The 20,571-nt window shown below is 69.8% G+C and carries 13 protein-coding genes; 7 read left to right on the forward strand and 6 right to left on the reverse strand.

Annotation, left to right across the window (positions count from 1 at the left end):
* The first annotated feature begins 97 nt into the window (after positions 1-97).
* Together ACRSBM_RS20045 and ACRSBM_RS20050 are read left to right on the forward strand one after the other, a co-directional pair.
* Positions 98-3,868 carry a discoidin domain-containing protein gene (locus ACRSBM_RS20045; protein WP_434445145.1) on the forward strand — a complete coding sequence of 1,257 codons (3,771 nt, stop codon included), beginning with the start codon at positions 98-100 and terminating at the stop codon, positions 3,866-3,868.
* A 24-nt stretch (positions 3,869-3,892) separates the two neighbouring features.
* Positions 3,893-7,222 carry a CARDB domain-containing protein gene (locus tag ACRSBM_RS20050; RefSeq protein WP_434445146.1) on the forward strand — a complete coding sequence of 1,110 codons (3,330 nt, stop codon included), beginning with the start codon at positions 3,893-3,895 and terminating at the stop codon, positions 7,220-7,222.
* 376 nt (positions 7,223-7,598) lie between these two features.
* Here the strand turns inward: ACRSBM_RS20050 and ACRSBM_RS20055 are convergent, their stop codons facing one another.
* Entirely contained in the window at positions 7,599-8,858 is a 1,260-nt protein-coding gene (locus tag ACRSBM_RS20055) for an IS701 family transposase (RefSeq protein WP_434445147.1), read from the reverse strand.
* A gap of 279 nt (positions 8,859-9,137) precedes the next feature.
* Here ACRSBM_RS20055 and ACRSBM_RS20060 point away from each other — a divergent pair, with 279 nt between their 5' ends.
* The gene (locus ACRSBM_RS20060) at positions 9,138-9,989 is read left to right on the forward strand and encodes a universal stress protein (protein WP_434445148.1); all 852 of its coding nucleotides are present in this window, start codon (positions 9,138-9,140) and stop codon (positions 9,987-9,989) included.
* 6 nt (positions 9,990-9,995) lie between these two features.
* Positions 9,996-10,412, forward strand: coding sequence for a hypothetical protein (locus tag ACRSBM_RS20065; RefSeq protein WP_434445149.1), 417 nt, complete (start codon positions 9,996-9,998; stop codon positions 10,410-10,412).
* 104 nt (positions 10,413-10,516) lie between these two features.
* On the opposite strand, the gene ACRSBM_RS20070 is transcribed toward ACRSBM_RS20065, so the two are convergent.
* Both ACRSBM_RS20070 and ACRSBM_RS20075 read right to left on the reverse strand, forming a co-directional pair.
* On the reverse strand, positions 10,517-11,458 hold the full coding sequence (locus ACRSBM_RS20070; RefSeq protein ID WP_434445150.1) for an alpha/beta hydrolase: 942 nt from the start codon (positions 11,456-11,458) through the stop codon (positions 10,517-10,519).
* A gap of 68 nt (positions 11,459-11,526) precedes the next feature.
* Complete coding sequence (locus tag ACRSBM_RS20075) at positions 11,527-12,102, reverse strand: TetR/AcrR family transcriptional regulator (RefSeq protein ID WP_434445151.1); 576 nt, start codon at positions 12,100-12,102, stop codon at positions 11,527-11,529.
* 94 nt (positions 12,103-12,196) lie between these two features.
* Here ACRSBM_RS20075 and ACRSBM_RS20080 point away from each other — a divergent pair, with 94 nt between their 5' ends.
* Positions 12,197-13,246, forward strand: a complete 1,050-nt coding sequence (locus tag ACRSBM_RS20080; RefSeq protein WP_434445152.1) for an NAD(P)H-binding protein — start codon at positions 12,197-12,199, stop codon at positions 13,244-13,246.
* On the opposite strand, the gene ACRSBM_RS20085 is transcribed toward ACRSBM_RS20080, so the two are convergent.
* Together ACRSBM_RS20085 and ACRSBM_RS20090 are read right to left on the reverse strand one after the other, a co-directional pair.
* Positions 13,239-15,242 (reverse strand): neutral/alkaline ceramidase, encoded by a 2,004-nt coding sequence (locus ACRSBM_RS20085; RefSeq protein WP_434445153.1) that lies wholly within the window; start codon positions 15,240-15,242, stop codon positions 13,239-13,241. The two genes, ACRSBM_RS20080 and ACRSBM_RS20085, sit on opposite strands and share 8 nt — an antisense overlap.
* A gap of 25 nt (positions 15,243-15,267) precedes the next feature.
* Positions 15,268-16,128 (reverse strand): EamA family transporter, encoded by an 861-nt coding sequence (locus tag ACRSBM_RS20090; protein WP_434445154.1) that lies wholly within the window; start codon positions 16,126-16,128, stop codon positions 15,268-15,270.
* 68 nt (positions 16,129-16,196) lie between these two features.
* On the opposite strand from ACRSBM_RS20090, the gene ACRSBM_RS20095 reads away from it, so the two are divergent.
* Positions 16,197-17,045 (forward strand): LysR family transcriptional regulator, encoded by an 849-nt coding sequence (locus ACRSBM_RS20095; protein WP_434445155.1) that lies wholly within the window; start codon positions 16,197-16,199, stop codon positions 17,043-17,045.
* A gap of 89 nt (positions 17,046-17,134) precedes the next feature.
* Positions 17,135-18,748 (forward strand): long-chain fatty acid--CoA ligase, encoded by a 1,614-nt coding sequence (locus ACRSBM_RS20100; RefSeq protein ID WP_434445156.1) that lies wholly within the window; start codon positions 17,135-17,137, stop codon positions 18,746-18,748.
* A gap of 7 nt (positions 18,749-18,755) precedes the next feature.
* On the opposite strand, the gene ACRSBM_RS20105 is transcribed toward ACRSBM_RS20100, so the two are convergent.
* Complete coding sequence (locus ACRSBM_RS20105) at positions 18,756-20,465, reverse strand: helix-turn-helix domain-containing protein (protein WP_434445157.1); 1,710 nt, start codon at positions 20,463-20,465, stop codon at positions 18,756-18,758.
* Between the last annotated feature and the right edge of the window lie 106 nt (positions 20,466-20,571).

Here is a 20,571-nt window from a genome sequence, read left to right on the forward strand (position 1 = left end):
TCTACGGTGAGGCGCGCCACACCCCCTCGCGTCCCCACCGAGAAGGGCCAAGCACGCCATGTCACCGACGACACGCGCTCGCTCCCTGCTAGCCCCGTTGACCGCACTGACCCTCGCGGCGGCAACGCTCGTCATCGCCCCTGCCGCCCAGGCCTCGCCCGTGAGCCTGGACCTGGCCAAGCAGACGAAGATCGACCAGGTCACCCTCACCGCCTCGAAGAACGGCACGGAGACCTTCGCCGTGCAGACGAGCCTCGACGGCAGAGGCTGGTCGACGCTGGTCGCGGAACGACCACACACCTTCTCCGGCGGCAGGGTGACGTTCCAGGTCGACCCGACACTGGTCCGGCACGTCCGCGCCACCAGGACCACGGCCAAGCTCGAAGTCCGCGAAGCGGCGGTGAGCGCGAACCTCCAGGCGACCTTCAGCGCCAGCAGCACCAACCAGAACTACGGTGCCGGCAACGCCGGTGACGGCAACCAGGGCACGTACTGGGAGAGCGCGAACAGCGCGTTCCCGCAGTGGATCCAGGCCGATCTCGGGTCCGCGGTCAAGGCCGACCGGGTCGTGCTGAAGCTCCCGACCGCGAACTGGGGCGCCCGCACCCAGACCCTCGCCGTCCAGGGCAGCACGGACGGCCAGAACTTCACGGACCTCGTGGCGAGCAGGGGTTACGAGTTCAACCCGGCCACGAACAGCACCGTCACCATCGACTTCACCGCGGCCACCACGCGGTACGTCCGGTTGCGGATCACCGCGAACACCGGCTGGCCCGCCGGTCAGCTCAGCGAGTTCGAGGTGCACGGCCCGACGGGCGGTGACTCGCAGGCCCCGTCCGCGCCGACGAACCTCGCGCTCACCCAGCCGCAGTCCGGGCAGATCCGGCTGACCTGGAACGGCAGCACCGACAACGTCGGCGTCACCGCCTACGACGTCTTCGCCAACGGCAGCCTGCGCACCACCGTCACCGGCACGACCTACACCGACAGCCAGCCCGACGGACTGCGCGTGACCTACCACGTCGTCGCGAAGGACGCGGCCGGCAACCAGTCCCCCGCCAGCGACTCCGTGACCCGCGAAGGCGCCACCGGCACGAACCTCGCCCAGGGCAGGCCCGTCACGGCGAACAACCACGTGCACGACTTCGTCGCCGCCAACGCCAACGACGCGAACCTGGGCACCTACTGGGAGTCCAACGGCCTCCCCGGCACGCTGACCGTCCAACTGGGATCGAACGCGGACGTCAGCTCGGTCGCGGTCAAGCTGAACCCCGACGCGATCTGGGGCGCCCGCACGCAGAACGTCGAGGTCCTCGGACGCGAGCAGAACGCCACCGGGTTCACGAGCCTCGTCGCGGGCCGCGACTACCGCTTCGACCCGGCGAGCGGCAACAGCATCACGATCAACGCCTCGGCGCGCGTCGCCGACGTCCAGCTGCGGTTCACGTCCAACACCGGCGCGCCCGGTGCGCAGGTGGCGGAGATCCAGGTGTTCGGCACCCCTGCCCCGAACCCCGACCTCACCGTCACCGCGACGTCGTTCACGCCGGCGAGCCCGGTCGAGACCGACCAGATCACGCTGAACGCCACCGTCCGCAACGCCGGTAGTGCCGCGAGCGTCGCCACCGACGTGACGTTCTTCCTCGGCACCACCAGCGTCGGCACGGCCCAGGTCGGCGCCCTCGCGGCCGGTGCGCAGGCGGACGTCGGCACGACGATCACGGCCCGTCCGGAGGGCTCCTACGAATACACCGCCAAGGTCGACGAGACCAAGAAGGTGGCGGAGCAGAACGAGACCAACAACGCGCGCCTGCACCCCGACCGGCTCGTGGTGAGCCCGGTCCCGAGCTCCGACCTGGTCGCCGTGCCGTCCTGGTCGCCGAGCAACCCCGCCAACGGCCAGAACACCACGTTCACCGTCGCCATCAAGAACCAGGGCGGCATCGCCTCGGCGGCCGGTGGCCACGGCATCACGGTCACGATTCTCGGCAGCAACGGCCAGACCGTCCGCACCCTGACCGGCAGCCACACCGGCACGATCGACGCGGGCGCGACGACCGCAGCGGTCAACGTCGGCACGTGGCAGGCCGCCGACGGCCGGTACACGGTCCGCACGACGATCGCCGACGACGGCAACGAGATCCCTGCCAAGCAGGGCAACAACACCAGCGAGCAGTCGCTGTTCATCGGCCGTGGCGCCAGCGTTCCGTGGCAGCACGTCGAGGCCGAGGACGCCGCCGTCGGCGGCGGCGCGCAGGTCCTGAGTCCGAACAGGACGATCGGCGACCTCGCCGGTGAGGCGTCCGGTCGCCGCGCCGTCACGCTGAACGCCACCGGGCAGTCGGTCGAGTTCACGACGTCCGGCCCGGCCAACACCCTCGTCACCCGGTTCTCCATTCCGGACAGCTCCGGTGGCGGCGGCATCACGTCGAACCTCAACGTCTACGTCAACGGCCAGTTCCACAAGGCCATCGACCTGACGTCGAAGTACATGTGGCTCTACGGCAACGAGTCCGGACCGGGCAACTCACCGGGAGCGGGCGGGCCGCGCCACATCTACGACGAGGCGAACGTGATGCTCGACTCGACGTTCCCGGCGGGCACGAAGATCAAGCTGCAGAAGGACGCGGCCAACACCACGAACTACGCGATCGACTTCGTGAACTTCGAACGGGTGACGGCCGCGGGCAACCCCGACCCGGCACGCTATGCCGTGCCCGCCGGGTTCTCCCACCAGGACGTGCAGAATGCGCTCGACCGCGTCCGGATGGACACGACGGGCAACCTGATCGGCGTCTACCTGCCCGCGGGCACCTACCCGACGCAGCAGAAGTTCACCGTCTACGGCAAGGCGATCCGCGTGGTCGGCGCCGGTCCCTGGTTCACCCGGTTCCAAGCCCCGCCCACGCAGGAGAACACCGACATCGGCTTCTCCGCGCAGTCGTCCGCGAGCGGGTCGACGTTCAGCGGGTTCGCCGTGTTCGGCAACTACACCGCGCGCATCGACGGGCCGGGCAAGGTGTTCGACCTCGCCGGCGTGCAGAACATGACCATCGAGAACATCTGGGTCGAGCACATGATGTGCCTGTTCTGGGGCAACAACGTCGACAACAACGTCATCAGGGACAGCCGCATCCGCGACATGTACGCGGACGGCCTCAACATGACCAACGGGTCGGCGGGCAACCGGATCGCGAACATCGAGGCCCGGTCGACCGGTGACGACGCGTTCGCGTTGTTCGCCGCCACCGACGGCGGTGGCAGCGGCCAGCAGAACAACGTCTTCGAGAACCTCTCGGTGCTGACCCCCTGGCGCGCGGCCGGACTCGCGGTCTACGGCGGCAAGCTCAACACCTTCCGCAACATCTACGTAGCGGACACGCTCACCTACTCCGCCGTGACGATCAGCTCGCTCGACTTCGGTTACCCGATGGAGGACTTCGGGCCGGAGCAGACGACGTTCAGCGGACTCACGCTGGTGCGTTCCGGCGGTCATTTCTGGGGCGCGCAGACGTTCGGCGCGATCTGGATGTTCTCCGCTTCCAAGAAGTACACCGGGATCCGGGTGAACGACGTCGAGATCATCGACCCGACGTACAGCGGCATCATGTTCCAGACCAAGTACAACGGTGCGGCCGAGAACATCTTCCAGGACACGGTGCTGTCCAACGTGAGCATCTCGGGCGCGCGCAAGAGCGGCGACGCCTTCGACGCCAAGTCCGGGTTCGGGTTGTGGGCCAACGAGATGCCGGAAGCGGGCCAGGGTCCGGCGGTCGGTGAGGTCACGTTCAACGGCCTGCGGTTCAGCAACAACTTCCAGGACATCAAGAACACGACGTCCACCTTCAAGATCAATATCAACAACTGATTCCCTGCCGCGAAGGACAATTCCATGAGAAACACGCTGTTGAGGCGTGCGGTGAGTACTGCCCTAGTCAGTGCTCTCGCCGTCTTCGGACTCACACCCGCGGCAGGAGCGGCGGTCGTCCGGCTGTCCGCGAACCTGACCGCGTCCAGCACGAACGGCCCGTTCGGTGCCGGGAACGCCGGTGACGGCAACCAGGGCAGCTACTGGGAGAGCACGAACAACGTGTTCCCGCAGTGGATCCAGGCCGACCTGGGTGCCGCGAGGGACGTCAGCAAGGTCGTCCTGCGGCTGCCCTCGAACTGGGAGCAGCGCACCCAGACCCTCGCGGTCCAGGGCAGCTCCGACGGCTCGCGGTTCAGCGACATCGTCGGTTCGCGCGGGCAGGTCTTCTCGCCCGGCTCGAACAACACGGTGACGCTGGGCTTCGGGGCCACGCCGGCGCGGTACGTGCGCGTCACGATCACCGCGAACACCGGCTGGGCCGCCGGTCAGCTCAGCGAGTTCGAGGTGCACGGCGAGTCGGGTCCTGTCGACCCGCCGCCGCCCGGTGACAACCTCGCGGCCGGCAAGCCGGTCGAGGAGTCCGGGCACGTGCACGACTTCGTCGCGGCCAACGCGGTCGACGGCAACGTCGGCACGTACTGGGAGTCCAACGGCTTCCCCGGTCACCTGACGGCGAAGCTGGGCTCGAACGCGGACGTCACCTCGGTCGTCGTGAAGCTCAACCCGGACCCGGTCTGGGGCGCGCGCACGCAGAACTTCGAGGTGCTGGGCCGCGAGGCGGGCGCTGCCGCGTTCGCGACCCTGAAGGCACGAGCCGACTACCGGTTCGACCCGGCCACCGGCAACAGCGTCACCATCCCGGTGAGCGGCCGGGCGTCGGACGTGCGGTTGCACTTCTACTCGAACACCGGCGCGCCCGGCGGCCAGGTCGCCGAGTTCCAGGTGTTCGGTGCCTCCGCTCCGGCTCCCGACCTGAGTGTCACGAACCTGACGTGGACCCCGCAGAGCCCGAGCGAGGCCGACGCGATCAAGCTCACCGGCACCGTCCGCAACGGCGGCACGGTGGCGTCCGGCGCGACCACGCTGAACGTCACGCTCGGCGGCACCGTCGCGGGCACCGCCCAGGTCGGCGGGCTCGCCCCGGGAGCCACCGCCGAGGTCACCGTCGACGCCGGCCGGCGAGGTGCCGGTTCGTACGCGGCCGCGGCCACCGTGGACCCGGCCAACCAGGTCGCGGAGACCAACGAGGGCAACAACACCTTCACCTCCGGCTCTCCCCTGGTCGTCGGCCAGGCACCGGGACCGGACCTGCGGATCACCGGCGTCACGCCGAACCCGTCGTCGCCGGCGGCGGGCCAGCAGGTCACGTTCGCCGTGCAGGTGCACAACCGCGGCACGTCGGCGGCGGGCGCCTCGGTGACCCGCGTGGCCGTGGGCAGCAGCACGTTGAACGCCAGCACCGGCGCGATCAACGCCGGTCAGACCGTCACGGTCAACGTCGGCTCGTGGACCGCCACCAACGGCGGCGCCACGGCCACCGCCACCGCCGACGCGACCGGTCAGGTGGCGGAGACCAACGAGAACAACAACACCGCGACCCAGTCCATTGTGGTCGGGCGCGGCGCGTCGGTGCCCTTCACCTCGTACGAGGCGGAAGCCGGCCGGTACCAGGGCCAGCTGCTGGAGGCCGACGCGAAGCGCACGTTCGGGCACACCAACTTCGGGTCGGAGTCCTCGGGCCGCAAGTCGGTGCGGCTCGACTCACAGGGCCAGTTCGTGGAGATCACCTCGACGGTCAGCACGAACTCGATCGTCGTGCGCAACTCCATCCCGGACGCGGCCGGTGGCGGCGGCCAGGAGGCGACGATCAGCCTCTACGCGAACGACCAGTTCGTGCAGAAGCTGACCCTGTCCTCGCGGCACAGCTGGCTCTACGGCACGACCGACGACCCGGAAGGCCTCACCAACCGTCCGGGTGGCGACGCCCGCAGGCTGTTCGACGAGACCTCCCAGCTGCTGGCGAGCAGCTACCCCGCGGGCACGAAGTTCAAGCTGCAGCGCGACGCCGGTGACAACGCGCAGTTCTACGTCATCGACCTGGTCGACCTGGAGCAGGTCGCGCCGGCCGCGCAGAAGCCCGCCGACTGCGTCTCGATCACGCAGTACGGTGCCACGGCGAACGACCAGACGGACGACGCGGACGCGTTGCAGCGCGCCGTGACGGCCGACCAGAACGGCGAGATCCCCTGCGTCTGGATCCCCGAGGGCAAGTTCCGGCAGGAGAAGAAGATCCTCACCGTGTTCCACAGCGGTGGGCACAACCAGGTCGGCATCCGCAACGTCACGATCCGCGGCGCCGGCATGTGGCACTCGCAGCTGTTCTCGCTCACGCAGCCGCAGGACGCCAACACGATCAACCACCCGCACGAGGGCAACTTCGGGTTCGACATCGACGACAACACGCAGATCTCCGACATCGCGATCTTCGGTTCCGGCCGGATCCGCGGCGGTGACGGCGGCGCGGAGGGCGGCGTCGGCCTGAACGGCCGGTTCGGCAAGAACACCAAGGTCACCAACGTCTGGATCGAGCACGCCAACGTCGGTGTCTGGGTCGGCCGCGACTACACCAACCTGCCCGACCGCTGGAACCCCGGCGACGGGCTGGAGTTCAGCGGCATGCGCATCCGCGACACCTACGCCGACGGCATCAACTTCACCAACGGCACCCGCAACTCCACGGTGTTCAACTCGTCGTTCCGCACCACGGGCGACGACGCGCTGGCGGTGTGGGCGTCGAAGTACGTGAAGGACCAGAACCTGGACGTCGGCAGCGGCAACGCGTTCCTCAACAACACGATCGCGTTGCCGTGGCGTGCCAACGGAATCGCGATCTACGGAGGTGCGAACAACCGCGCGGAGAACAACATCATCTCCGACACGGCCAACTACCCGGGCATCATGCTGGCGACCGACCACGACCCGTTGCCGTTCTCGGGCACGACGTTGCTCGCCAACAACGCCCTGCACCGCACCGGTGGCGCGTTCTGGGGTGAGGCGCAGGAGTTCGGCGCCATCACGCTGTTCTCGCAGAACCTGCCGATCCCCGGCGTCGTCATCCGCGACACCGAGATCCTCGACTCCACCTACGACGGGATCCAGTTCAAGGGTGGCGGCAGCGGGATGCCGGACGTGCAGATCACCAACGTGCGCATCGACAGGTCCAACAACGGCTCTGGCATCCTCGCGATGGCCCAGGCCCGCGGGTCGGCACGGCTGACGAACGTCACGATCACGAACTCGCGTGATGGCGACATCACCATCGAGCCGGGTTCGCAGTTCGTCATCAACTAGTGACCGGCGTCCTGTCGCGGCTGTGAGACGGGTGCGGCGAGACGCCCTGATGAACCGTCAGCCGCCGAACTAGGGCCTGTATCGAAGTCCCGTTCGATGAGAGTCGCGCCTGAGGTGGTTTCTGGTGGTGCGGCCGGACGGCCCGCATACCGGTGTTGTATGTGGGCCATCCGGCCGTGCCGCCAGGGGCCGCCTCAGGCCCGGCTATCGCGGACATGGACTTCGATACAGGCCCTAGTAGTGCTTTGTTAGGTGTTGCTGACCTGGGCTGTTGTTGTGTTGGGTGTTGGGGTCTGGACGGGTTGTCGGCAGGTGTGGCAGACGCCTGTCCAGACCGCGAGTAAGGCCTGGAGTTCGCGCAGGACCGCGTAGAGCGTCAGGCCTGCGCAGGGGCTTTTGGGGTGCGGCGGAGCTGGGTGCAGATGGCTTGGGCGACGGCGGCGAGGGTGACGTGGCGGTGCCAGCCCAGCCAGGAACGGCCTTCGAAGTGGTCCAGGCCGAGGCCGTCTTTGAGTTCGCGGTAGTCGTGCTCGATGCGCCAGCGGATCTTGGCCAGCCGCACCAGATCCCGCAGCCGGATGTCGGCGGGCAGGGTGGAAAGCCAGTAGTCGGTGGGCTCGGGTGCGCCGGGCGGCCACTCGGCCAGCAGCCAGCACTCGGGCAGGCTCCCGTCGGCGGCGCGGGGGATGTTGCGGTTGGCCGGCCGGACTCGCAGCGTGAGGAACCGTGACCGCATGCTCGCGGTCGGATTGCCCGGTGACTTCTTGGTTCCGTGGCGCCAGACCACGAACCTGCCGGCCGATCGGCCCGCGTTCATGACCAGAGTCTTCAGGTCGACAGGTTTGTCCTGGTAGCGCGGCCCCGGCGGGCGGCCGTTGCCGGCCCAGGCCGCGGTCGTCGGCATCGCCTCGGCGGGGTGGGCGGTCGCGGCCGGGCTGACGGCCAGCACGTAGGTCAGGCCGCGTTCGGTCAGGCCGAGCCGGAACTCGGTGGCATCGCCGTAACCGGCGTCGGCCACCACCGGCCGCTGCGGCAGGCCCCAGTCGCCGGTGACCTCGTCGAGCATGTCCAGCGCGAGGCGCCACTTCTCCCGATGCCGCACCTCGTCCGGGATCACACTGCGGGCCCGGCGCGTCCGGATCTCGGCGGCCGTTGTGTCATCGGCGGTTTTCTCGTCGTCCCACGATTCCGGCAGGAACAGTCGCCAGTCGATCGCGGCCGAGGCCCAGTCGGTGACCGCGTGCACGCTCACCCCGATCTGACAGTTCCCGGTCTTGCCCAGCGCGCCGCAATACATGCGTGCCACACCGGGGGAATCCTTGCCGTCCTTGGGAAAACCGGTGTCGTCGATGACCAGCGCGTCCGGGTCGACGAACTTGCCGGCCCAGGCCGCCAGGCGTCGCCGCACCTCGACGTGATCCCACGTCGAGGTGCTCACGAACTGCTGCAACTGCTGATGATCGACCCCGAGCCGCTCCGCCATCGGCTGCATCGACTTGCGCTTGCCGTCCAGCATCAACCCGCGCAGATACAGCTCGCCCTTCGCCCGCTGATCACGCCGCGCGAACCCGCCGAACATCGACGCGGCGAAGTCCTCGATCACCGGCCGAACCCGAGCCATCTCCTCCGGAGTCACCCGGCAAGAAGATCACACACGACAGCCACCCGAACATCCCACCTAACAAAGCACTACTAGTGCCGTGACCGGCAGCCTTTGCCCCGTATTTCGACGTTCAGACGGGTGCGTCGTGGTGCCGGCCCCGCGTCCTCATCCTGGATGGCTGTGGGCGTGGGGCCGGTGCCGCGAGGCGCCCTGCTGGGCGCCGGAAGACGAGGTGAAGGTTGCCGGTCACGGCACTAGATCACATTTAGCGCCACCTCCGACCGGGTACCCCCTGGTCGGAGGTGGTTTCACATGTCCACGGTCGTGGTTGGTTTCGACGGTTCCGACCTGGCGCGCCGCGCGGCGCTCTGGGGCGCCGAGGAGGCGTCCCGGTCCGGTGCGGCGCTGCAGGTCGTCCAGGCGGTGCGCGCTCCGCTGCCGGAGCCCGTGTTCACGCCGATGTCGATCCCGGTGCCGGAGTTCGTCACCGAGGAGACGATGGCCAAGTCCGCCGAGGACCACCTCGCCGAACTCGCCGACGAGCTGAGGCGGAGCTGGCCGGACCTCCGGGTCTCCACGCACGTGCGGCTCGGCCGCCCGGTCGACGTCCTCGCCGACGAACCCGGCGACCTGCTCGTGCTCGGCTCCTCGGGCCGCACCGGCATCAGGGAGATGTTCCTCGGCTCGACCGCCCTCGAACTGGTGGCGACCTGCGGACGTCCCGTGATCGTGACGCGTTCCGGTCCGATGGAAGGCCGTGTGGTCGTCGGTGTGGACGGCTCGGACACCTCCACGGAGGCCATCGCGTTCGCCTTCGACTTCGCCGCCCGCCACGGCCGCGAACTCTTCGCCGTCCACGCGTTCAACGACGCCGGCTGGGCCGAACTCCCCGAGCCCGACGTGGACCACGTGCGCGCGGACCTCGCCCGGTTGCTCGACGACCAGCTCGCCCCGCACCGCTCCCGCCACCCGGAAGTGCACGTGGCGCACGAGGTCGCTTTCGACGCGCCTGCCCGGGCGTTGCTCCGTGCGGCCGAGGGCGCTGCTCTCGTCGCGGTGGGCAGTCACGGTCGTGGCGCGGTGACACGTGCAATTCTGGGCTCGGTGAGCCACGCTGTGCTCCACCACGCGCCGTGCCCGGTCGCGGTGGTCCATCGGAGGTGACGTGTGATGCGCGGGTTGGCTGCCGTGCTGTTGTGCCTGGTGCTGGCTTCGTGCGGCGCCCAACAACCACCAGGCGCTCCCGCGTCGAGCGCACCCACCACCGACACGTCCACGCCCAGCATCCCGGCCCCGCTGCCACCGTCGTCGGCTCCGCTGCCTCCCACCACCACCGCGCCGGCGACCACGCCGTCGCGGGCGTTGGACCCCGGCGTGACGACGGTGCGGGGCACGGTCTCGGCGGGCGTCGAGTCCGGCTGCACGATCCTCAGCACGGAGCGCGAGCAGTACCTGCTGCTCGGCGCCGACCCCGCTGTCGCGGTGGCCGGCGCCGTCGTGGAGGTGAGCGGGCGGGCTGATCCCGGTGCGATGACGACGTGCCAGCAGGGAACGCCGTTCCACGTGACCAGGACTCAGCGCGGTTAGCGTCCTGCGCCTGAAGTTCGCCGCCCTGTTTTCGAGGGTACGCGGGGAGCTTTCGTACTACGTGACAGTACGGAAGGCCCCCGCGTGCGTAGCAACGAGCGGGTTCAGGCTTGGTTCGCCAGGGCCTTGCGGAGGAACGACACGGCCTGGTTGATCGCGGCCTCGGCGGCGTGCGTGCCACGCAGGGCGTTCAGCATCACGAAGTCGTGGATGGCGCCCGCGTACCGCACGGCCGTGACGGGCACGCCGGCCTCGCGCAGCTTGTCGGCGTAGGCCTCGCCCTCGTCGCGCAGGACGTCGGCCTCGGCGGTGATCACCAGCGCCTGGGGCAGACCGGCCAGCTGCTCCCTGGTGGCGCGCAACGGGGAGGCGGTGATCTCGGCGCGCTCGACGGGGTTGGTCGTGTACTGGTCCCAGAACCACTGCATGCCGTCGCGGCGCAGGAAGTAGCCCTCGGCGAACTGGAGATACGAGTCGGTGCCGAAGGAAGCGTCCGTCACCGGGTAGAAGAGGACCTGGGCCTTGAGGTCGACGTCGCCGCCTTCCTTGGCCTGCAACGTCAGCGCCGCCGCCATGTTGCCGCCTACCGAGTCACCGGCGACGGCGATGCGCGAGGCGTCGAGACCGTACGAAGCACCGGAAGCGAGGATCCACTGCACGGCGGCGTAGTTCTGGTTGATCGCGACCGGGTAGCGGGCCTCGGGCGAGAGCGAGTAGTCGGGGAAGACGACGGCGGCGCCCGCGCCGACGGCGAGTTCGCGGACCAGGCGGTCGTGGGTGTGCGCGTTGCCGAACACCCAGCCGGCGCCGTGGATGTAGAGGATCACGGGGAGCTGCCCCTCAAGACCGGCGGGCTTGACCACGCGGACCTTGAAGCCGTCGAGCTCGACCCACTGCTCGTCGATCTCGGGCTTGACCACGGAGCCCGACTGGACGTCGTCGACGGCCTTGCGGCCCTCTTCGGGGGCGATCTCGAACAGGAACGGCGGCGTGGCGGTGGCGGCGGCGAACTCGGCGGCGGCCGGCTCGAGAACTGGGCGCTTCATGGCTTCCTCCTGGCGTTCCGGGGTTGATGCCATAAAGCTAGTGCGCGATTAAATCGTGCACAACGTAATCACTGCCTCACAGCGGGCGGGAATAGATCCAGGGTCGAGCGGATCGACTCGACGACGACGTCGAGACACGAAGAGAAGTCCTCACCCGTGTCGCTCCAGCGCTCGATCGCTCCCTCGAAGCAGATCGTGACGAGCCGCGCCACGAGACGGGCCTCCCCTGCCTCCGCACCGCGTTCCACCAGGGCGTCACAGAGGGCGGTCGTGATCGCGGCGCGCTTGGTGCGTTCGCGTTCCTGCAACTCGGGGCTCGACTCGATCACCGCGCGGCGCTCCGCCGTCCGCTCGACGCGCTCCACGAGGAACACGCCGATCCGGCGGGCGGCGTCGAGCGCGATGGCGGGCGGCGACTCCTCGGCCGAGGTGAGCACCGCCTCGGCCATCGCGGCCGGCAGCAGTTCCGCACCGGCGAACAGCACCTCGCGCTTGTCCGGGAAGTAGCGGAAGTACGAGCGGCGCGTGATCCCCGCACGCTCGGCGATCTGCGTGACGGTCACGTTGTCGTACCCGTGCTCCACGAACAGCTCCAGCGCCGCTCGCCTGAGACGATCTTCGGTTCCGGGATCCCACCTGGCCACAGCCCATCCTAGCAAAGCGATGTCTCAGTGTGTCGTCACCCGTGCTAGCATCAGTGATGACACACTGAGACATCACTTTTGCAGGAGTTCGCACATGAGCATCTGGGTTCTGGGCGCCACGGGACGCGTGGGCCGCGCCGTCACCACTCGCCTGCTCGACCGAGGCGAAACCGTGGTGCTGGTCGGCAGGGAGAGCGCGCGCCTGCGCGAGATCGCGGCGAACACCGGGCTGCGGGTCGTCATCGCCGACACCACGGAGAGCATCGCGGCGGCGATCAGGAAGGAGCGGCCGACCGTCGTCATCAACACCATCGGCAACTACGCCGAGTCCGCGACCACCATCGCCCGTGCCTGCATGCCCGGCGGGCACTACCTCGACCAGGCGGCGGACCTGGCCGCCGTCCCCCGGCTGCTCGGCCTGGACGACGAGGCCGCGGCCGCGGGCAGCACCCTCGTGACCGGCGCGGGGTTCGGCGTCCTCGCCACGGAAGCCGTCGTGGCAACGCTGTGCGAGGGCCGTCCGGCTCCCGCCGCGGTGCGGGTCGACGCCGTGGCATCGGTGGCCGTGGAGGACGGGATGCTGGGGACCGCCCTGGCCGCCTCGCTCGTCGACGTCCTGGCCACGGGTGGTCGCCGCTACCGCGGCGGCAGGCTGGTCAAGTCACGCATCGGCGCGGGCGCACAGCGCCTCACCCTGCCCGACGGAGAGCAGGCCACGACGTTCGAGGCACCCTCCGCCGAACTGCTGGCCGCTCAGCGCGCCGGCGACGCACCGGACGTCACCGTCACCACCGCCGTGCTGCCTGTCCCGCCGATGATCCGCGCCCTGCTCCCGCTCACGGGACGGCTGCTGGCGCTGGAACCGGTGCGCCGCTTCGCGATTCGCCGGATGGAGGGCATCCGGGCGAAGGCCGCGCCGAGGCCCAGGACGCACTCCTGGGGTCACGCGGTGGTCACCTGGCCGGACGGCACGAGCCGCGAGGGATGGCTGCGGGCCGACGAGGCCATGGACTTCACCTCGGGGACGTCCGCGGAGGTGGCGGTTCGACTCGCCAGGGGCGAAGGCAAGCCCGGCGCGTACACACCCGCGGCCGCCTTCGGCCCCGACCTCGCCACCGCGGCGGGCGGCGAGATCATCAGCTGACGGAGAAGCCCGCCGTCGCTCCCGTGAAGCCGGCGATCCTCCCGGTCCAGCCGGACTTCTCGTCGCCGTGGTGCACGATCCGGTAGGTGCCCGCAGGTGTGTCGGCGGGGATCTGCCAGGTGATCGTGGCGTTCGAGAAGGCGATGCCGACGCGTTCCCACTTGTAGCGCGTGGACCAGTCACCGTCGTCGGCCACGCGCACCCACTGGCCGTTCACCTGCCGCTGCACTTCGAGGAACGTTCCGTTGCGGTGCAGGTTGTTCTTCGGGTGCCCGGTGACGAACACGGCCGTGACGGTCTCACCGCGCGCGTACGACGGCTTGGGAGCGCTCAGCACGTCGCCGTACCTCTTGTCGGCGGGCTTGTCGTCGAGCACCACACCGGTCTGCAGGTTGATCTCGGTGAACGGCGGCTTGCCGGGGTTCGGACCGGCCGGCAGGGAGGTACCCGCCTTCATCGACGCGGCGAGCTTGGCGAACTCCTGCTGGTAGGCGGGCGCGGTGTTGCGGCCGAACAGGGTGGAGCCGCCTTCGTACTGCTGCGCGTCGTACTCCTCCGGCGTGGTGACGTACTGGCTGTAGTCGTTGGCGTAGCCCTGGATCAGCACGTTCTGCACCGGCACGCCGGCTTCGGCGGCGACCGCCCTGCGGATGCGGAGACCCGCGGTGATCGTGACCTCACCGGGCACCGCGACGAGGTGCAGCTGGCCGATGCGGACGATCTGCAGCGGCACGATGTTCGGCGTCGCGCCGATCAGGCCCGTTGCCACCAACGAGGCCTTGGGGTACTGGCAGTCCCGCAGCCACTGCGGGACCTCCATCTGCAACGGCTCGAAGAGCTTCTTCCACGGCGACTGCATGCCCTCGGAGAAGCCGGGGAGCGCGGGGCCGTCCTCGATGCTGCCCGCCATCGTCGACGCGCCGACGACTCCCGAGCACGTCGTGCCGGGCCGGCCGTTCGGGGTGTAGCGGCCCTCGACCTGCACGGCGGACATGTCGACGAACCGCATCCGGTAGTCCACGCCGCCGGTGACCGCGGCCTGCGGGCCGCGGTAGACCTCCTGCGCCTTGCGGTTCTGGCGCTCGCCGATGACGCGGGCGTTCTCCCACTCGTTCTCGGTGGGGCCGGAACCGGGCTTCAGGTTGAGGTTCGGTGACATGTCGCCCGCGTTGGTGTTAGGGAACGCCGCCACGAAGCCCGCGGTGTCGTCCAGGTACCGGACGCCTTCGTCGTCGTGCTCCCACTGGTAGGCCGCGTAGCCCTTGTTGTCCGGGCTGATCAGCGTGTTGGCGTTGGTGATCGACGTGTTGTGCGTCGCGAACCAGCTGATCGCGCCGACGTCGTCACCGGACTGCCGGAACTTCAGCACGGTCATCTGCGGGTCGATGCCCTGCGGGAAGAAACCCTTGTCGGGGTTGCGGTCGAACGCGACGCGCGACCGGTTGACCGACGCGTTCGTGAGCTCGCCGACACCGAGGCTGATCGAACCGGGCCGCACGTCGTCGTGCGCTTCGACGACCGACTCGGTGATGCCGTCGACCACGGCCGCCAACGCCTGCGGCTGCAGGCCGAGGATCGAGAGGTTGTAGGCGAGGTTGTGCGACTGGCCGCCGGGCCCGCTGTGCGTGTGCGTGGCGGAGAGCAGCAGGTTCTCGCGGGTGTAGACGTTGCCGTACTTGGCCTGGAGCTTGGCGAGCACGCCTTCCTGCACCGCACGGAAGATCATCGCGAGGTCGGCGTTGACGTACGCGACCCGCTTGTTCGTGGCGCGGTCGACCACGACGTAGGCGCGCGACCGGAGCCGTTGGTGGATGCCCGTCGTCTTCTGGTCGAACTTGGAGTAGCCCATCATGCCGTTCTCGGCGGCCGGGCCGGTGATGTCGGAGATACCCCGGCCCACCAGGTACGGCTCGGGTTCCGCCCACGCGAACGGGCCGCTGACCAGCGCCGCACCGACGAGTGCGGCGACAACCGTCAAGACTTTGGTCCGGCGCATGGACACCCCGCTAAGTGAATTGGATTCACGTTTCGTCCTGCACGGTAGGTGATCCAGACCACTTCGAGCAAGTCACCGCGAGTGCGTTGGCGGTCACGACGAGCAGGATTCCAGCCCAATGGTGGAGTTCGAGCATCTCCCCCAGCAGGACCAGGCCCGCCAGCGCGGCGAGCACCGGGTGCACGCTGCACACCAGGCCGAAGAGCCGCGCGGGCACCTTGCGCAGGGCGATCACGTCGGCCGCATAGGGCACGACGCTGCAGAACACGCCCGCTGCGACCGCGTACAGCACGGCCATCCCGGTCAACTGCCCCTGCACGATAAGGAGCACCGCGACCGGCACGTAGAGCAGCGCGGACACGCTCGTCGCCGCCGCCGGTGCCTGCAGGCCGGGCAGCCGCTGCCCGACCAGGCGGTTGAGCAGGATGTACGCGGCCCAGCTCGCCGCCGCGAGCAGGCCGGCGCCGATGCCGAGGTAGTCGCTGCTCGGACCGGGCAGCACGAGCACGTAGACGCCGAGCGCCGCCACCAGCACGAACAGGAGGTCCCGGCGGGTGCGCGACCCCGCGAGCGCGACCCCGAGCGGCCCCAGGACCTCCAGCGTGACGGCGAGGCCCAGCCCGATCCGGTCGACGGCCGTGTAGAGGCTGAGGTTCATCGTGGCGAACACCAGGCCGAGCGCGATCGTCGGCCACCACTGCGCCCAGGTGAATCTTCGCGGGTCCGGGCGGGCGACCGGCAGCAACACCGCGGCGGCCACGAACTGGCGGACGGCGACGACCCCGGCCGGGCCGATCGTGGCGAACGCGTGCGCGCCCACCGCGGCGCCGAACTGGTTGCTGGCGGCGCTGGCGGTCATCGTGGCGAACCCACCGAGGCTCTTCATGCCGCCAGCCTGTGGTCCGGGCATCGATACGGGAAATGCATGAGCCGCGTCAGCTATACGCTGGACGCATGGATCTGCGGCACCTGCGGGCGTTCGTGGCGGTGGTCGACGCGGGCACGTTCACCGACGCGGCAAGGGAACTCGACCTCACCCAGGCGTCGGTGTCCCGGTCGGTCGCGGCGCTGGAGACGGCGCTGGGCGTGCGCCTGCTGCAACGGTCGACGCGGCACGTCGCGCTCACCGCCGTCGGAACGCAGGTTCTCGAAGGAGCCCGGCGGGTGCTGGACGAGGTCGCCCACCTGCACCGGATCGCGTCGCAGTCGCTGACCGAGCTGCGGATCGGCTACGCCTGGGCGGCGCTCGGCAAGCACACCCGGCGCGTGCAGAAGGCGTGGGCGTCCGGGCATCCCGGGCTGCCACTGGTGTTCGTCCAGTCGAACTCGCTGACCGCCGGGCTGGCCGAGGGCACCGCCGACGTCGCCGTGCTGAGGAAGTCCCTCGACGACCCGCGGTTCGAGACGGCGTTGCTCGGCACCGAGCGGCGCTACGGCGTGGTCGCGACGGACAACGCGTTGGCGCGCAAGCGTTCTCTGAAACTCGCCGACCTCGCCCGGTACTCACTGGCCGTGGACGACCGCACCGGCACGACCACTGTGGACCTGTGGCAGCCGGGGAAGGCACCTGCCGTCGTGCGCAACACGCACAGCGTCGACGAGTGGCTGACCCTGATCGCCGCCGGGCAGGCCGTCGGCATGACGTCGGAGGCCACCGCGAGCCTCAACCCACGGCCCGGTGTCGCCTACCGGGCCGTGGTGGACGCGCCGCCGATCGCGGTGTGGCTGGCGTGGTGGAAGGACCAGCCGCCACGGCACCTCACCGATCTGATCACGCTGGCCTGCGCCGCCTACCGTGCCTGAGCAGTGTGCGAAATCGCTGCCAGAACAGGAAGATGAGTGGAAGGTTCTCCCCTCTCGCCGGTCCGGGAGCTCACTTAGGGTGACTTCTCATGGACGGGCTGATGCAGCCTCGACCGCTCACCATCGCGCACATCCTCGAGCGGGCCGAGCGACTTCACGCGCACAAGCAGGTCGTGACGGCCGGCGTCGAGCGGGTCACCTACGCCGAGGTGGCCGAGCAGACCCGGCGCCTCGCGACGGCGCTCGACTCCCTCGGCGTGCCGGCCGGTGCCCGCGTCGGCACGTTCGCGACCAACACCCGGCGCCACCTCGAGCTGTACCTCGCGGTGCCGGTCACGAAACGGGTGCTGCACTCGATCAACATCCGGCTCTCGGCGGAGCACCTGGAGTACATCGTCAACCACGCCGAGGACGACGTGGTGTTCGTCGATCGCGCGTTACTCCCCCGGATCTGGCCCAGCGCCGGCCGGATGCCGAAGGTGCGGCACTGGGTGGTGCTGCCCGACGACAGCGACGCGGAGATCCCGGCTGATCCGCGTGTCGTGGACTACGACGACCTGGTCGCGGGAGCCGACCCGTTCGAGGGCTCGCTCGAGGACTCGTTCACGCTCGCGGACGAGAACCTGGCCTCGGGACTTTGCTACACCTCCGGCACGACCGGACCGCCCAAGGGCGTGCTCTACAGCCACCGGTCGACGGTCCTGCACTGCCTGGGCACGCTCGCGGCCGGCTTCATCGGCCTGTACGAGAGCGACGTCGTGATGCCGATCGTCCCCATGTTCCACGCCAACGCCTGGGGTCTGCCCTACGGTGCGATGATGACGGGCGCCTCGCTGGTCCTGCCCGGCCCGTCCGCGGAGCCGGCCCACCTGCTGACGCTGATGGCGACCGAACGGGTCACCGTCGCCGGTGCCGTGCCGACGGTGTGGACGAGCCTGCTTCCCGAACTGCGGTCACACGACCTGAGCGCCACGCGGTTCCTGCTCGGCGGCGGCTCCGCGATCGCGCCGGCCCTGTCCGAGACCTACCGTGCCGCGATCGGCGTCCCCATCACCCACTCCTGGGGCATGACCGAGATCAGTCCGGTCGGGACGATCGGCGGCACCCGCACCCGGCACCGGGACGCGCCGGAGGAGGAACTGGTGGCGGTGCGGGCCTCCCAGGGCCAGCCCCTGCCGCTCGTGAACCTCCGCATCGCCGACGTCGAGACGGGAGCGGAGCTGCCGCGCGACGGCACGGCCGTCGGCGAGCTCCAGGTGGCGGGCCCCTGGGTGGCGGGCGGCTACTTCCTCGTGGACGCCGCGGACCGCTTCACCGCCGACGGCTGGCTGCGGACCGGCGATCTCGCCACGATCGACGCCGACGGGTACGTCCGGCTCGTGGACCGGATGAAGGACCTGATCAAGTCCGGCGGCGAGTGGATCTCCTCGGTCGACCTGGAGAGCGCCATCGCCTCGCACTCCGACGTCGTCGAGGTCGCCGTGATCGCCCGTCCGGACCCGGAGTGGGTGGAACGGCCCGTCGCCTACGTCGTGCTGCGCGACGGCAGCGCGGCCACGGGCGAGGACCTCCTGCGGCACATCACGCCTCTGGTCGCCAAGTGGTGGCTGCCCGACGAGGTCTTCTTCCTGACCGCGCTGCCGAAGACGGGCACCGGCAAGCTCTCGAAGAGCACCCTGCGGGACTCGCTGCGCAGTGCCTGAACGTGCTTCAGGCGATCGACCTCAGCTGGTGCAACTGGAGCCCGAGCTGCAGCTCCAGGTCGTTCTCGGTGCGCCAGTCGACGCCCAGCACGTCGCTGACGCGGTCCAGCCGCTTGAGCAGCGTGTTGACGTGCACGTGCAACGCGCGGGCGGTCGCCGCGACGTTGGCGCGCTGGGCGTAGTAAGCGGTGAGGGTGCCGACGAGATCGGTGCCGCGCCGTTCGTCGTAGTCGACGAGCGGGCCGACGGAGGCGGCGAGGAAACGGTCGAGCTCGCGGACCCGGTCGGCGTCGAAGATCATCGCGTAGAGCGCGTACCTGCCGGTCGTGGCGCCCGCGTCGGTGTGGCCGAGCGCCCGCATGACCGCGCCGCAGCGTCCGGCCAGGGAGAAGGCACGGGACCAGTCGTGGTTGACCGCCCGCTCCCCCACGACGGCGACCGGGCCGCCGAGTGCGCGGCGCAGCCGGCGGTGGATCTCGGAGACGGTCCGCTCGTCGTCGGCGCTGTGCACGATCATCGTGGCCCGGCCCAGGTGTTCGCCGGCCAGCCCCGAGCTGTCCCTGGCGATGTCGTGCAGGTGGCGCACGAGGTTCGTGGAGGACGACGCGGGTGAGTCCGCGACGAGGACCAGGTTCAGCCGGTCGGCGTCGATGCCGCGGGCACGGGTGCGGGCGCGCTGGGCCGGGCTGATGCCGGGGCTGCCCACCATGAGCTCGGTCAGCAGCTCACCGCTGAGCCGCTCGCTCGCCTCGGCGACGGCCCGCTCCTTGAGGATGAGCAACCCCAGGATGTGGGTGGCCCGCTCCAGGGTGCGCAGGTCCATGTCGTCCGAGACCCCTTGTCCCGCACCGGCTTCCCGGCTCCACGCCAGCGCGCCGAGGTGGCTGTCGCCCGCCTGGATCGGGGCCACGCTGCAGGCGAGCCCGGCGGCGTCGACCGAGGTCGTGACACGGCCGGAGCGGCTCGCATCGGCCCGGTCGAGCAGTGTGACGGTGCCACCCAGCTGCTCGGCGAGGAGCTGCGCGACGTCGTCCGGCGTCCCGCCCTGGAGCACCACACCGGTCAGGGCCTCGTGGATCGCCTGCGCCCGTTCCACGACGGCCACGTGCTCCTCGATCCTGCGGTAAGCGACCTGCAGGTCCTGCAACGCGGTCCGGCTCTTCTCGTAGAGACGGGCGTTGTCCAGCGCCACCGCGGCGTGGTCGGCGAACGCGCTCAGCAGCGCGATCTCGCCGGCGTCGAACGACCGCTCGGAGCGGTACGCGGCGAACAGCGCACCGACCACCTCGTCCCGGATCACCAGGGGCACGCCGAGGAGTGCGACGAGGTCCTCGGTGCCGACCAGGCGGTCGAAGCCCGCGTCGTGGTCGATCAGCGTCGAGGCGGCGTAGTTGCGCACCCACTGCGGGCGCCGGGTCGCGAGCACCTTGCCCCCGAGCCCGGCACCGGCCGGGATCGTGGCGCTGAGGAACGCGGCGGAGATCGTCCCCTCCGCCGCCCGCGCCGACAGCCTGCCGTCCGCGACCAGGGAGAGGTAGGTGAAGTCCGTGCCCATCAGGTCGTGGGCGTGCCGGACGATCGACTGCAGCACGTCGTCGAGCTCGCCGAGCGCGGTGAGCGACTTGGCCGTCGCGTACAACGAGGCCAGTTCGCGCTGCCGCCGCACGAGCTCGTGCGACTCCGTTCCGTCGTTCGGGTCGATGGCCACGGCGCTCATTCTTCCTCAGCCACCGGTGGCGGAAACTCCCACCGAACCGTGGTGAGGGGTGTGTGATCCAGACCTCAGCCGGGAAGTGTCGCCGCCCTAGCATTGGCCGTCATCA

It is taken from the genome of Lentzea xerophila, from assembly GCF_051094245.1.
GTDB lineage: Bacteria > Actinomycetota > Actinomycetes > Mycobacteriales > Pseudonocardiaceae > Lentzea > Lentzea xerophila.